The organism is Hymenobacter jejuensis (assembly GCF_006337165.1).
GTDB lineage: Bacteria > Bacteroidota > Bacteroidia > Cytophagales > Hymenobacteraceae > Hymenobacter > Hymenobacter jejuensis.
Genome location: NZ_CP040896.1, coordinates 402,163 through 416,351, shown reverse-complemented (window position 1 = coordinate 416,351; position 14,189 = coordinate 402,163). Strand labels below are relative to the sequence as shown.

The following is a 14,189-nucleotide window of genomic DNA, read 5'->3' as shown; positions in this document are numbered from 1 at the left end:
AAGCAAGTAACGTAATGTTGAAGAACTAACCACACGCAGGCCCCTGATTGGGCAGCACGCGCCCTATATCTGCACTGCCGACACGATGGCACTGGCCGCATTGCCCCCAAAACCTGCGGCATTAATTAAGATGCGGCGTACTGGCCGAAAAGGAGCCGGAGTAAGGTCGGTAGCGAAACCGGGTGCGGGCCACGACTGCGTAGCCAAGATGTGCAGGGCATAGTGCAGGCTCAGCGCTGCCGAGGCGCCCAGCGTGTGGCCGATAAGCCATTTGTTGGAGGTAAGCGCCGGCATTTCTTCCCCGAAAACTGCCGTGATGGCCCGGCGCTCGGAAGCGTCGCCGGCGGGCGTGCCGGGGCTGTGCAACACGATGGCGTCGATGTCGGAAGGAGCGCATGGGGCTTGCTGCAAAGCTTGCCGCATGGCTTTCTGGAAGTGATGGCCTTCGGGCGACAAGCCTGTTTTGCTGCCAATCGCTTCAAACCCGAAGCCAACAGCTTCTAAAATATAAGTATTTGATAATGAAGCGCTTGTGTAATTGCCTTCCTCCAGTTGTTTGCGGCTGATTTTCTCCAGCGCAAACACCGCCGCGCCTTCGCCCAGCACAAACGTCGACGGGCGACCAGCGCCGGGGCGACACGGGGAATCGGGGGCTTCGAAGGGCGAATAAATGCCCAACGCATGCATTTGGGCCAACGTGAAGGCTGTGAGCGGCGCCTCGGTGCCGCCGGCCAAAAAGCGATCGGCCATGCCGGCGCGCAGCCACGCCATGGCATTGCCCAGAGCCTGCAACGCGCTGCTACAGGTACTCGAATGACTCAAAGTTGCGCCGGAAGTTGTGCCCGCATCGAAGGCTACCCAACTGGCTACGTTGCCCAGCGTCGTGAGCGGCGAGGTAGCCGGCGGCACGCTGCCTTCTTCCAAAAACTCTTCGTAAAACTGCTCCAACCGGCCCGTGGCGCCCCGCGACGACCCGATGCTGACCGCCAGCTTATTTCCTTGGTTATTAGATTTCCAGCCCGCCTGCGCAGTGGCCTGCCGGGCGGCGAGCAAGGCCAGCAGCACCGTGCGGTCGAGTTGGCGGTAGGCGCTGTGTTCTTTACGCAGTGCTGCCAGTTCCGCTTCCACCGAAGCGGGCAACGCACCCACCGACAGGGCAGAAGCGCCCAGCAGTTGATTGCTGAAAGCCGGGGCGGCATCCGCATACACCGAAGCGCCCGCGCCCAGCGCCGAGGTGCTGCCACTGCCGCGGATAATAATCAGCTCGTCAGGCATAAACAGGAAAAATCAGGCGCGCCAAGCAAGGAGCTATTGGTTGGTAAGCACCAGTTGGTGCATATCGCGGAGGACGTCGTAAAGCAGCGCCAGCTCTGCATCGGTGGTGCAGTAAGGCGGCATCAAATACATGATGTTGCCCAGCGGCCGCAGGATCACGCGCCGCGCCAGCGCCAGATTATAAAGCTGGTCGCGTAAGCCGCTGAAGTACGTGGTGTGCTCCCCAACGGCAAATTCGATGGCTAGCACTGTGCCCAAGTGCCGCACGTCGCGTATGCCGGGCTGGCCGGTTATTTCCTGAGCGAACTGCTTGTGCGTCAATGCGATACGAGCTAGGCTGGCTTGACAATCTGTGGAAAGCAGCAAGTCCATGCTCGCCAAGCCTGCCGCGCAAGCTATGGGATTGGCAGTGTAAGAATGGCCGTGAAAGAAGGTCTTCATCCGGTCGTCGCTCAGAAAGGCCTCGTACACCGCCGCCGTGCAGCTCGTAACGCCCAGGGCCATGGTGCCGCCGGTCAGGCCTTTGGAAAGACAGACCATGTCGGGTCTTTCCATAAGATAATGACTAGCAAAGAGTTGCCCAGTACGGCCAAAGCCCGTCATTACCTCATCGGCGATGGCCAGAATGCCGTGGCGGTGGCAGCAGCGGATCAATTCGTCGAGGATGGCGGGCGAGTAGGTGAGCATGCCGGCCGTGCCCAAAAGCAAGGGCTCAAACACGAATGCGGCCACATCGCCCTGTGCCGCAATGGCTTCAAGCTGCGCGAGCGTGTCGGCTTCGCGGCCGGGTACGGGCACGTCGATAAAGGCCACATCAAACAGCAGCGGCGCAAACGGCGCGGTGAAAGCCCCGCGGCTGCTCACGGCCATCGCCCCGAAGGTGTCGCCGTGGTAACTGTCGCGGAACGCCACGATGGTGCGGCGGGGCTGCTCTTGGTTGAAGAAGAATTGCAGCGCCATTTTCAGGGCTACTTCCACGGCCGTCGAGCCGTTATCAGAATAGAAGATACGCCCTTGATTATCAGGAAGAATAGCCAGTAACTTCTCGGCCAGTTCGACAGCGGCGGGGTGCGTGAAACCGGCAAACAGCACGTGCTCCAAGGTACGCAGCTGCTCGGCTACGCGCTCAGCGATGTGCGGGTGCGCGTGGCCGTGCAGGTTTACCCACCACGAGGAAATGCCGTCGAGGTAAGCGGTGCCGTCTTCGGCGTAAAGCCACGCACCCTGCCCCCGCACAATCGGGATGGGCAAGGCTGCGGTTTGCATTTGGGTATACGGGTGCCACAAAATGGCGTGATCGCGTTCGGCAAGGGTAGGCATGCGGCAAAGGTAGCGCGGACTTTGTAGTTCGCGGCCTCGTTGGTGGGTGGTATACTAATTTGGCAAACGGGGATTACGGCGCCTGAACTACTTTTCGAGCCACTGTCGAAAGCTCGTGGCGTATTGGCTAACTACTTCTGAGGTCACCGCTGCTTCAGGCAGAACACGCGGCATAATCGGAACGCCAGTATGCTGTTCGATGAACTCCTCGGTGGCCGGAGTAGGTTCGCCATTGAACACAAGGCCGCGCACCGGAATGCCGCGCCGTTGCAAGGCTTCCAGCGTGAGCAGCGTATGGTTGATGCTGCCCAGATAGTTACGCGATACGACCACGGCTTGCAACTGCAATTGCGCCAGCAAATCTACCATCAGAAAGCCCGGCGCGAGCGGCACCAACAGGCCACCGGCGCCTTCTATTACTATATGATTGGGGGTTGGGGGTAGCCGAAAATCGGTGGGCCGGAGCAGGATGCTTTCAGCGGCGGCGGCGGCGTGGGGTGAGGCCGGCATGTGCAGGCGGTAGGCTTCGGGGTGAAAACGCGTGGCTGGGTTCGTCACCAGTGCGCGCACGGTTTCGGTGTCGGTGGTAGGGGTGAGGCCCGCTTGCACCGGCTTCCAATAATCGGCGCCAAGAGCTTCGGTCAGGATGGCGGCAACCACCGTTTTGCCCACATCCGTGCCGATACCAGTTACGAAAAGACGTTCGGGATAAGGCATTCGATGGTTTATTATAATTGCTTGATTAACAATTGATTAAGCTTGAAGTCAAAACCCTCGCCAACTGATCAATTTCCTGTGTGGTATTGTAACTGTGCACGATCAGGCGGAGGCGTTCGGTGCCGGCGGGCACGGTAGGCGCCACAATGGGCCGCACATCGAAGCCGGCTGCTTGGGCGCTGGAAGCCAGCTGCCGGACGCGTGCCGGGCTGTTGCCTTGCGTAAAAAACACCGGATGAATGACGTGGCTCGCAGCTGGTACACGCAAATGCGGCACGGAATTGAGCTTGTCCTTCAAATAGTTAGATAACTCAAACAACCGTTGCCGCTCAGCCATCAACTCGGGCAGCAGCTCATAAGCCGCCGCCAACGACGCTAGGCTCAACGGAGCCAAAGCCGTGGTGTAAATAAACGGCCGCGAGAAATTGATCAAATAGTCGCGCAGCACAGCCGCGCCGGCCACAGCCGCACCCTGACTGCCCAAGGCCTTCCCAAAGGTAAGTACGCGCGCAAACACCTGGTCTTCCAGCCCTAGTGCTGCCACCAAACCTTCGCCCCGTGGGCCATAGATGCCGTTGGTATGTGCTTCGTCTACAACGAGATATAATCCGTGTTGCTGACAAAAATCTGCTAATTCACGCAGCGGCGCCTGGTCGCCATCCATGGAATAAAGGGCTTCTACGGCCACAAATACTGCACCGGTAGCGCGAGGCAGGCGGCGGGCTAAGTCGTCTAAGTCATTGTGGCGGAAGCTATAAGCCGTAGCGAAACTGCCCCTGATGCCGTCCTTCACGGAGGCATGAGAAGCTTCGTCGTAGAAAATGGTATCGCCGCGGCGTGGCACAGCGGTAAAGAAGCCCATGTTGGCCGCATAGCCCGAGTTGAAAAGCAAGGCGGCTTCGGCCCGGTGAAACTCGGCCAAATGCGCTTCCAATGCTTCGGCAGCAGCGGAATTACCAGTTAGCAGACGAGAACCAGTGCTTCCTGTAAGGAATTGACTATCAAGTATATATGATTTTATTTTTTCTGACAAAGTTTCCGACTTCGCCAACCCCAAGTAATCATTTGAGCTGAAGTCAACTAAGCCGGTGGCCGGAAGCGTCAAGTGGCGGCGGGTGCCTTCGGCTTCGCGTTTGGTGAGGTGTTGCGCGAGGCGGCTCAGCAACGGGTTAGGAGGTGCCATAAAGCCGAAAAACTAAGCTCCCCTGCTTTTTCAAGAAGGGGAGCTCGCGTTGGTAATACTCTGATTCTGAAGTTCTAAGCTTCCACCTTGCTCAGTACGGCAGCGCCTTGCGGCACGTCTTTGAAGGCTTTGCGAGGCGTAAGACCCAGCAAATCAAACATTTGCTTGTCGGCGTCGAAGTCGGGGTTGGGCGTGGTTAGAAGCTTCTCGCCGGAGAAGATGGAGTTGGCGCCCGCCAAGAAGCACAGGGCCTGCTCCGTCACGGGCATTTCCTGGCGACCCGCCGAGAGGCGCACGATAGTTTTGGGCATCAGGATGCGAGCCGTGGCAATCATGCGCAGCATTTCCCACACACTGACGCGTGGCTGCTCGGCTAGCGGCGTGCCTTTAACGGGCACCAGCGCGTTCACCGGCACCGATTCGGGGTGGGCGGGCAGCGTAGCCAGCGTATGCAGCATTGCCACGCGGTCCTGGTCGGTTTCGCCCAAGCCGATGATGCCACCGGAGCACACCGAAATACCGGCCTGACGCACGTTGGCGAGCGTATTCAAGCGGTCGTCGTAGGTGCGGGTCGTGATGATTTCGCTGTAGTGCTCGGCGCTGGTGTCGAGGTTGTGGTTGTAGGCGTAGAGGCCGGCTTGCTTGAGGCGTTCGGCTTGGTACTCGTTGATCATGCCCAGGGTGCAGCACACTTCCAGACCCAGATCATTGACCTGCGTCACCATGTTGAGCACGCGGTCGAAATCGCGGTTGTCGCGCACTTCGCGCCAAGCAGCGCCCATGCAAAAGCGGGTCGAGCCGGAGTCTTTGGCGCGCTGGGCGGCGGCCAGCACTACTTCGTCTTTCAACAGCGCATGAGTCTCAACGCCAGTGTGATAGCGAGCTGCCTGTGGGCAGTAGGCGCAATCTTCGGGGCAGCCGCCGGTTTTTACCGACAGCAAGGTGCACACCTGCACTTCGCCCGTGGCTTGGTGCTCGCGGTGCACGGCGGCCGCTTGGGCCACAAGTTCCAGCACGGGCTGGTGGTAAATAGCTTTTACTTCGTCGAGAGTCCAGTCGGTACGGAGCATAACGGGGCAGTGAGGTCTGGTTGTGGTGAGGGGCGCTAAGGTAAGCAGCTCGCAAGATACACGAGAAGTCCTTTCGCGCCATTTCAGGCGGCAATTCTGCACGACTAAGTCACCAGATGAGCTACAAAGACTTGATGACGCGGCACGGATTCCCGACGGCTACCGAATTACTGGGTATCGAGCGCGTCACGACGCTGCCGGCGCCAATCGTCACGTTGTCGCCAATCTCGACGCCGGGCAATACGATCACGCCCGCACCCAGCCACACGTTGTGGCCAATCGTGATGGGGTGGGCAAATTCCAGCCCCGAAATGCGAGTAGCAGCGTCTATCGGATGACCAGCGGTGGTGAGTACGACGTTGGGCGCGATGAACACGTTATCGCCAATGCTGACGGGGGCGCAATCCAGAATAATAAGGTTGTAGTTGGCGTAGAAATTCTGGCCGAGGGAGATATTGAAGCCGTAATCGCAGCGAAACGGGGCTTCAATATGAGCGTTTGCTTCATATCCCAACAACTTGATTAGCAAATCTTTATCTAAATCGACCGGCTGCTGATTGTAGCGGAAGCAAAGGGCCTTGGCTGTCCGTCGGGCTTCTACTAGTTCCGGGTCGTTGGCATAATACAGCTCGCCGGCCACCATCTTTTGTTTTTCAGTTAAGGTGCTCATGCAGTAGTAGTTATCAGTTTTGCGCTTCCATTTGCTTTTGAGGCGCGACCAGATACTAACCGCGAAGGGCCGCTTCAATATCACTTGAAACGGCCCTCCACGGCAAGATTTATAACATAAGCCGCCCTAGCGCTTGGTGGAGCGGCTGCGACCCTTGGTTTGGGGCTGGCTGCGCGGAGGCCGCGCGGCCGATTTGCCGGATGCACTGCCCGCGGCGCGTGGGCTGCCGGTGCGGCCTGCGGGCTTTTTAAAGGGTTTGCCCTCGCCTGCAGGTGTTTGGCCCGCTGCCGACCGCGGCTTGCCGGCCGGTTTACGCGCCGACTTCGGATAGATTCCTTCCGATTTGCCGGACGATTTTTCGCCGCGGCTGCCCGACTTGCGCGCCGGTTTTTCGGCGTTTTCCTCGTCGGGGCGGGTGCGCTTGTCTTTCCAGAAATCGTGCGTGCGCGACACTCGTTGCTTTGGCAGCGAAGCTTCTTTGGTGCCGGTTGAGTGTTCGGTCATGGCCATGAGGTCAGCCAGCTCTTTTTCGGTCAGTTCGCGCCAATCGCCTACGCCTAAGCCTTTTACCGAAATATTCATCACCCGAATGCGCTCGAGCTGCACCACTTCGTAGCCGAAATGCTCGCACATGCGCCGGATCTGGCGGTTCATGCCCTGAATCAGGGTGATGCGGAAAATGTAGTTGGTTTCCTTTTGCACCTCACATTTCTGGGTCATGATGCCCATGATCGGCACCCCGCCGCGCATGCCCTCGATAAACTGGCTGGTGATCGGCTTATCGACCATCACGATGTATTCTTTCTCGTGCTTGTTGCCGGCCCGCAGGATTTTGTTGACGATGTCGCCGTTGCTGGTCAGCAGGATCAGCCCCTGCGAATCTTTGTCGAGGCGGCCAATGGGGAAGATGCGCTCGCTGTGCTTGATGTAGCGAATGATGTTGTCCTTGACACTGGTTTCGGTGGTGCTGGTGATGCCCGGCGGTTTGTTGAAAGCAATGTAAATCGCGTCTTCGGCCGCCCGCGGCTCGATCAGGTTGCCATTGACTACCACGCGGTCTTTACTCGAAACCTGGTCGCCGATTTTGGCCTTTTTGCCGTTGACCAGCACGTTTCCCTGCTCAATGTATTTGTCCGCTTCGCGCCGGGAGCAAACGCCGCTCTCGCTGATGTATTTGTTGAGGCGGGTTAAGGTAGTATCAGCCATGATGTTGCAAATGAGAAAGTTGGCAACCGCTGCTAACAGCAGCGGCCCGCCGAAGCCAAAGGCTGCGAAGCGGGCCGCAAGGTACGGAGAAGCAAACAGGGAGCAGAATGCGGCGCGTTATGGCAGTGAAAATAAAGCCGAGTTGTGCGTCTTTTCTGGTATTGTGTAATTGTTTGATTATTAATCAGTTAATATTCCTTACAGCGCCACTTTTTTCTCGCCTTTGTCCACGGCCAGAATGAACTTGGTTAGGCCGTTCATGTAGGTTTGCTGGTCGTCGTAGAGGCTCATGTGGCTGCCCTTGGGGCAAATAAGCGCAGTGCCATTTTGCACCTGCGTGGCAATCCAGCGCATGTGCTCGGGGTCCATGGTGTCGTATTTGCCGCCGATGGAAAGCACGGGCACCGACAGCTTCGGCAAGTCCTTGGTGCGATCCCAGTGCAGCAGCTTGCCGGCTACGCCAAACTCGCTGGGTCCCTGCATGGTTACGTACAGCGACTGGTTCATCTTGCCAAGTGAGCGCGTAAGCGGCTCAGGCCACTTGTCCAGCGGAATGCGGCAGATGTGCTCGACGTAGAAGTTGGGCATGAGCAGCTCCATATAACGCGGATTCTCGAAGTCGTTTTTGGCTTCGATCTGCCGGATTTCGGCCAGCACTTCCGGCTTCATTTGCTTGGCCAGCACGTTGTCGGCGTATTTGCCGTAGGCGGGCACGCTCATCATCATGTTGGAAATGATGAGACCTTTTAGGTTTTGCTGGTACTTGAGCGCGTATTCCGCCGCCAAAATTCCGCCCCAGGAGTGGCCGAGCAAGTAGAAGTTGTCTTTGTTGAGGTTCAGGGCTTTGCGCACCTGCTCCACTTCCTCAACGTAGCGCGGCAGGCTCCACATGGCCGTGTCCTTGGGGTTGTCGGAAAGGCCGCAGCCGAGCTGGTCGTAGTAGATAAACTCGATGCCGTCTTTGGGCAGAAAGCTTTCCATGCACTCGAAATACTCGTGCGTGGCACCGGGCCCGCCATTGAGCAGCAACACCTTCATTCTAGGGTTGTTACCAAAGCGCTTGGTCCAGATGTTAAACTTGCCTTTGGGTGTCGAAATCGGGATGACCTGCACGCCGCCGTCTTTCACCGCGCTGGTATCGCCGGCAAAATATACACTAGGCTCGGAAGCTACCGCCGAGGCTTCGCTTTTGGTCTGTGGGGTGCAAGCTGCTCCACCGAGTAGCGTGAGGAGCAGGGCAGAGCCCAGTAGTTTTTTCAGCATAATGGTGGGAAAAGCGCGGTGAAAGAATCGGTGCCAGCAAGGTGTTAAACCTAGCTATAAATTCGACCCTTCCCAAAAGCCAGCTATGCCACGTAGGCTCCGAAACCTATTGCTTATTTGGCCTCAGCTAGCCACTGCATGGCCCGGTAGTCGCCCGGACCGAAAAACAGCCGCAGCACGTCGTCCGTGATGGTCAGGCCGTTGGCGCTGTTGGTGAAAAACACCACGCTTTCCCGCCGATCCGGAAAAGCTAGAAAGAAGCCTTTGAAGTCGCCGTTGTCGCCCCAGTGCCACAGCGCTGGGCCACGGCTGGTCATGACCAGACCGAGGCCGCAGCCCCAATCGATGTACGGGTCGGTAGCTGTGGCTGGTGTGCTGCATCGGTTCGCGGCATTTGCGGGCGTGGTCAGCAACCGGGCGGTAGCTGGCTTTAGGCCTTTGCCGGTCATTACGGCCGTCAAAAAAGCATTATAGTCGGCCGCCGTGGTGAGCAAACTGAAGCCTGCATTGGGCTCCGCAAACCGCTTAATTTCTGTGGGCTGGCCCGTGCTGTTGTGGCCGCTGGTGGCGTTGGCGTTGAAACTAGCTTGCCACACGTAGCTGCTGTGGGCTAAGTGCAAGGGCCTAAATACTTCTTCCTGAGCTAGTACTTCAAACGACTTGCCGGTGATATGTTCCAAGGTTTTCTGCAAAAACACATACCCTTCGCCGGAGTAATTCCAGCAGTCGCTCGGAGCATATTTGAGCGATAGTGCAGAGGTCTTCCAGCCGGCTTCCAGAGGGTTCTGCGCCCAGTTCGGCAGGCCCGAAGTATGGCCCAGTACCATCCGGGCGGTGATTTTTTCGGCGTCCGCTTGCTGGGCCAGGCGTGGGTAGCGGTAGTAGGTCAGCAGGGGCTTATCCAGGTCGAGCAGGCCCTTGTCGTGAAGCCGCAGGGCCGTGTAAGCCAGCATGACTTTGCCCAAAGAAGCGGCCTGAAAGATAGTCTGGGCGTCAAGAACCTGAGGCGAGCCTGCTTTACGCAAGCCCAGAGTATACGCGGTAGCCTTGCCGTCCTTGGTGTACACCAGCTGCATGCCCGGCACATTTGCTTTTTTGAGCAGCGCTGCTAATTCAGTTTGCTGCGCCGAAGCGGTAAGGGCCTGAAGCAAAAGCACTAGGAAGGCAAGGCAGGTTTTCATGAACTAGGAAATAAGGGCCGCAAGTTTAAATAGGCTTTCACAGGCAAGATGGCGAGAAGCTCAGTGCAGTTGCCCAGGTGTACAACAGAAAGCGGGCCGCCCCAACTGGAGCGGCCCGCCTTTCTATAACTTCTAAAATTGTGTACAGTCACCCAGACAGAGCCCCGCGCCATCAGTGGGGATTGCCTTTTTGCTTAGCTAAATAATATATTATAATTGAACCAGCCATCATTGTAATGCAACTTGTTAGCCAAAGCCAATAACCTAAACGATAATGGGTTATGTTAGAATATGTAGGTGCTTCACTAGTGATTACTTTGTCAAATAGAAGAAAAGTTATTGCGAATAAAGAGGCTATAGAACTAGCGACTATTGCTGTTCTTTTATCATTAAAAAGCATGATCCACGAAAAGATTAATAAGGGATTAGCCAGCCAAGTTAATGCTGCCCCGCTTCCTAGCAGAATACCTAACCAACCAATTAAAAGAAGCCCAAGTGATGATGACCAAGCATTGTAATCAACCCTATCAATGTAGAAAGCATCTTGGGTTAATGCAATCAAATAGAATAATATACTAGTAACAAAAACGTATAATTTTATATTTTTCATTCTTTAATGAAATGGTTAATTCCAATTTAGAGGATTAATTTGCAAATTTTTATTTAATGATATTCTTTATGATGATTTTATTAAAATATTTAAAGTAACAACCATGATTACTTATTAATAATTTATTTAAGTATAAATGAGTATAGCTAAAAAAGTATAGGCCGCCCCAACCGGAGCGGCCCGCCTTTCAATAGCTTTTAAAAGCTGCAATAGCGACTAGCCCATTGTGTGGTACACGGCCTGCACGTCGTCGTCCTCTTCGAACTTGTCGATGAGCTTCATTACTTCTTCTACCTCCTCATCTGAGAGCGTGACAGTGGTATTGGGTACGCGCTGAAGCGTGGCGCTGAGCGGGTGTAAGCCTTTGTCTTCCAAGGCTTTCTGCATCTGGCCGAAATCGGTGAAAGCCGTTTCGATCACCATGATTTCCTTGGTAGCACCGTGCTCGTCTTCTTCCTCGTCGAGATACACGTCTTCGGCGCCAAAGTCGATGAGCTCCAGTTCCAGCTCGTCGCGGTCGAGGCCTTCGGCCGCCAGCTTAAACACACCTTTGCGGGTGAACGTGTAGTCGCTGGAGCCGGCCGTGCCGAGCGAGCCGCCGCCGCGGTTGAAGTACATGCGCACGTTGGACACGGTGCGCACGGGGTTGTCGGTGGCGCATTCTACCACCACCGCAATGCCGTGGGGCGCATAGCCCTCATACACAACCTCTTCGTAGTCTTTTTCTTCTTTGCTGCTGGCGCGCTTGATGGCGGCTTCCACGCGGTCTTTGGGCATGTTCACGCCCTTGGCATTCTGCATGGCCGTGCGCAGCCGGGCGTTGGTGTCGGGGTTGGGGCCGTTTTCCTTCACGGCCATCACGATTTCCTTGCCGATGCGGGTAAAGTCCTTGGACATACGGTCCCAGCGCTTCATCTTACGGCCTTTGCGGAATTCAAAAGCTCTTCCCATAGTATGTAGTAGCTAAATGCGGGTGGTAACGGTTGAAAACTCAGGTGCTCCGAAGCGCTAGTCCAGGCCGGCGCTCCCGAAGGGGCTGCAAGTTAGTAGAAAGGCCGGCCGGGCGCAATTGGCCCGGCATTGTTGCCAGCGGAGAAAGCGGCGGTTGTACTGCTCTTCAGAAAATGGTTTTGGCCACTTCGTTTGTCATTATAAACGTTTGTCATCCAGAGCGCAGCGAAGGATTTCGCGTGTTTAGCTGAATAGCAATGCAATGAAGCGAGCGAGATCCTGCGCGGCGCTCTGGATGATGGCTGCTATTAGGATGTAAATAATTGATTATTAAATACTTATAAAAACATCTCGGCAACTTCTTTCCAGTTATTTACGCGCCGGTATTGGGTTTCGTGTACGTTGTGGTGCGACGTAAACAAGATGCCTTCCCCGCGAAAATCGCGGAAGTTGTAGGCGTTGTCGTCGATGAGGTAGTCGGCGTTGAGGATGCTTTTGTCGCCGCAGAATACGACGTGGCTCGTCGGGATGAAGTCGAAGTGGGTGCGGAGCCATTCAAACTTTTCGCCGAACGACAACGGAAATCCCATCGCGGCCGTGGCAATGAACAGCTCGTAGCGGTCGGCCATTTGGCGCAGTACTGCTTGGCTATCAGGCATTACGGGCAAATCCTGGAAAAAGCCCACGGTATCGAGGTACTCGCGCAGGGGCTTGCGGTGGTCCGGCGCGACGGCCTCGAGCAGGCGTTTGCCGTGCAGGTGCTCGGGGGTGAGCAGCACGTTGAAATCACGGTGGTACCATTCCGTAAACCGCTGCACGGCGTCGGCAATGACTTCGTCCATATCAATGGCAATGCGCTCTTTGGGCATATTACTGGGTAATGGTGAGGGTGTTCTAAACTAACGAAGTCGCCAATCGGTCCGCCAGACGCCTTTTTGATACGGCAAAAGGTTGGTTTGGGTGTGAGCGTGGGTTTGGTAGCCCGCCTTGCAAGCCCTGACTCGCAGATACTCAGCAGGATAACCAATAACCATAGGCTGAGCTTGCCCGTAAGGTTATTTAGGCTTTCGTAGCCCCAGCCCGCCCCAACATGGCGGGCTTTTTTAGGCGTATTCCCGCCCCGTAGCAGTGGTCGCTCTGCTCTTATCTACCACAATCAATTTTATCTAAAGCTCTATGAATCAATTTACTGGCGTTATGCAGGATTTGCTGGCCCGCTCGGCCGCCGAAGTGTCGCGCAAAGAATTCCTTCGCTACACTGGCCGCGGCCTGGCGGTGGGCGTAGTCGGCGGGTTGCTGGCTTCCTGCCAGAAGAGCGGCGAAAATTCGGGGGCGTCCGAAGCGGCCATGTACACGGCTCCTAGCGGCGCGGCTGCTTCCTCGGAGGCTACCTCGCCACCGGCCAAAGTGCCCACCGAAGTCGACAAGCCCATTGAGCTAGAAGAGTGGAAGTCGAAACTAGATCGGCAGTCGCCGCCCACGCCTACACCGCTGCCGCCCGAGCAGCGCGTGGGTTACGCCATTGTGGGCTTGGGGCACCTTACGCTGGAAGAAATTTTGCCGGCGATGGGACAATGCAAAAAGTCGAAACCGGTGGCGCTGGTAAGCGGGTCGCCCGAGAAAATGGCCAAAGTAGCCAAGCAATACGGCATCAAGCCCGAAAACTGCTACAGCTACGAGAACTACGATAAGCTCAAGGACAACCCGGCGGTGCAGGTGATCTACATTGTGCTGCCCAACTCCCTGCACGCCGAATACACCATTCGGGGGGCGCAGGCGGGCAAGCACATCCTCTGCGAAAAGCCCATGGCCACGTCGTCGGCCGATTGTCAGAAGATGATTGATGCGTGCAAGAAGGCCGGTCGCAAGCTCATGGTGGCGTATCGTATTCAGTATGAGCCCAATAACCGCCTGGTGCGGAAGATGATCCAGTCGAACCAGTTTGGCAAGACCAAGGTCATTGAGGCGCACAACGTGCAAAGCTCGGCCAACCCCCAACACTGGCGCCATAAGCTGGCCCTGGCCGGCGGCGGTGCCTTGCCCGACATCGGTCTGTACTGCCTGAATACCAGTCGGTTTCTGCTGGGCACGGAGCCTACGGAAGTCTTTGCCTACACCTACAGCACGCCCGACAACCCGTTGTTTAAGGAAGTCGAGGAAATGGTGTCGTGGCAGATGCGCTTTCCGGAAGGCATCGTGGTAAACTGCATTTCTGATTACAACACCCACGAGTCGCGGCGCTACCGGGTGCTGGCCGAAAAAGGCTGGATCAACCTGGAGCAGGCGTTTGCCTACGAAGGCCAGCAGCTCCAAACGGCGCACGCCGAGGGCATGGTTGGCCACAAAGACCAGCTCACGCTCGGCAACAAAAACCAGTTTGCCACCGAAATCGACCACTTTTCCGAGTGCATTCTGGACAACAAGGAGCCGCACACGCCCGGCGAGGAAGGCCTTCAGGATCATCGAATTATGGAAGCCATCTACCAGTCGGCTCGCGAGGGCAAGCCAGTGAAGCTGCCAGCCGTGGCCAAGAAAGACGCCTTCCGCGGTCCCGAGCCAGAAGAAGAAAAGAAGGCGTAGGAGCGCGCATGCCTCTTTTACCTGATTCTCTTGCGGCCCTGCCTTGTATTAAGGCAGGGCCGCTGCTCTTTGTAACTATTTCAGTAGGTGATAGATACCAACTGTTGACTTCTGAGAAAGCGCGAGAAGTCGTATACTAGGGAAGCGTTTTGGGCCTGCGCGC

General features: G+C 56.4%; 13 protein-coding genes. 1 reads left to right on the top strand and 12 read right to left on the bottom strand.

Going from position 1 to position 14,189, the window contains the following annotated elements; all coding sequences use genetic code 11:
• Nucleotides 1-63: 63 nt before the first annotated feature.
• From FHG12_RS01540 to FHG12_RS01485, 12 genes are all read right to left on the bottom strand, one after another.
• Nucleotides 64-1,275 (bottom strand): beta-ketoacyl synthase N-terminal-like domain-containing protein, encoded by a 1,212-nt coding sequence (locus FHG12_RS01540; protein WP_139513898.1) that lies wholly within the window; start codon nt 1,273-1,275, stop codon nt 64-66.
• Nucleotides 1,276-1,308: 33 nt separating this feature from the next.
• A complete protein-coding gene (gene bioA, locus FHG12_RS01535; protein ID WP_139513896.1) occupies nt 1,309-2,595 on the bottom strand; it encodes an adenosylmethionine--8-amino-7-oxononanoate transaminase in 1,287 nt (428 codons plus the stop codon).
• An 87-nt stretch (nt 2,596-2,682) separates the two neighbouring features.
• Nucleotides 2,683-3,312 (bottom strand): dethiobiotin synthase, encoded by a 630-nt coding sequence (gene bioD / locus FHG12_RS01530; protein WP_139513894.1) that lies wholly within the window; start codon nt 3,310-3,312, stop codon nt 2,683-2,685.
• Nucleotides 3,313-3,337: 25 nt separating this feature from the next.
• On the bottom strand, nt 3,338-4,495 hold the full coding sequence (locus tag FHG12_RS01525; protein ID WP_139513892.1) for an aminotransferase class I/II-fold pyridoxal phosphate-dependent enzyme: 1,158 nt from the start codon (nt 4,493-4,495) through the stop codon (nt 3,338-3,340).
• 74 nt (nt 4,496-4,569) lie between these two features.
• Entirely contained in the window at nt 4,570-5,565 is a 996-nt protein-coding gene (gene bioB / locus FHG12_RS01520; RefSeq protein ID WP_139513890.1) for a biotin synthase BioB, read from the bottom strand.
• A gap of 121 nt (nt 5,566-5,686) precedes the next feature.
• A complete protein-coding gene (locus FHG12_RS01515) occupies nt 5,687-6,235 on the bottom strand; it encodes a sugar O-acetyltransferase (protein WP_139513888.1) in 549 nt (182 codons plus the stop codon).
• A gap of 126 nt (nt 6,236-6,361) precedes the next feature.
• Nucleotides 6,362-7,441: a 23S rRNA pseudouridine(2604) synthase RluF gene (rluF, locus tag FHG12_RS01510; protein WP_139513886.1), complete on the bottom strand. Its 1,080-nt coding sequence runs from the start codon at nt 7,439-7,441 to the stop codon at nt 6,362-6,364.
• A gap of 198 nt (nt 7,442-7,639) precedes the next feature.
• Complete coding sequence (locus tag FHG12_RS01505) at nt 7,640-8,704, bottom strand: proline iminopeptidase-family hydrolase (protein ID WP_139513884.1); 1,065 nt, start codon at nt 8,702-8,704, stop codon at nt 7,640-7,642.
• Between the two features lie 113 nt (nt 8,705-8,817).
• A complete protein-coding gene (locus FHG12_RS01500) occupies nt 8,818-9,885 on the bottom strand; it encodes a serine hydrolase domain-containing protein (protein ID WP_139513882.1) in 1,068 nt (355 codons plus the stop codon).
• A 172-nt stretch (nt 9,886-10,057) separates the two neighbouring features.
• Nucleotides 10,058-10,495: a hypothetical protein gene (locus FHG12_RS01495; protein WP_139513880.1), complete on the bottom strand. Its 438-nt coding sequence runs from the start codon at nt 10,493-10,495 to the stop codon at nt 10,058-10,060.
• 216 nt (nt 10,496-10,711) lie between these two features.
• On the bottom strand, nt 10,712-11,446 hold the full coding sequence (locus tag FHG12_RS01490; protein ID WP_139513878.1) for a YebC/PmpR family DNA-binding transcriptional regulator: 735 nt from the start codon (nt 11,444-11,446) through the stop codon (nt 10,712-10,714).
• Nucleotides 11,447-11,784: 338 nt separating this feature from the next.
• On the bottom strand, nt 11,785-12,315 hold the full coding sequence (locus FHG12_RS01485) for a 5' nucleotidase, NT5C type (protein ID WP_230471255.1): 531 nt from the start codon (nt 12,313-12,315) through the stop codon (nt 11,785-11,787).
• Nucleotides 12,316-12,622: 307 nt separating this feature from the next.
• Between FHG12_RS01485 and FHG12_RS01480 the strand changes: the two genes are divergently transcribed.
• Entirely contained in the window at nt 12,623-14,026 is a 1,404-nt protein-coding gene (locus FHG12_RS01480) for a Gfo/Idh/MocA family protein (protein WP_139513876.1), read from the top strand.
• The last annotated feature ends 163 nt before the right edge of the window (nt 14,027-14,189 follow it).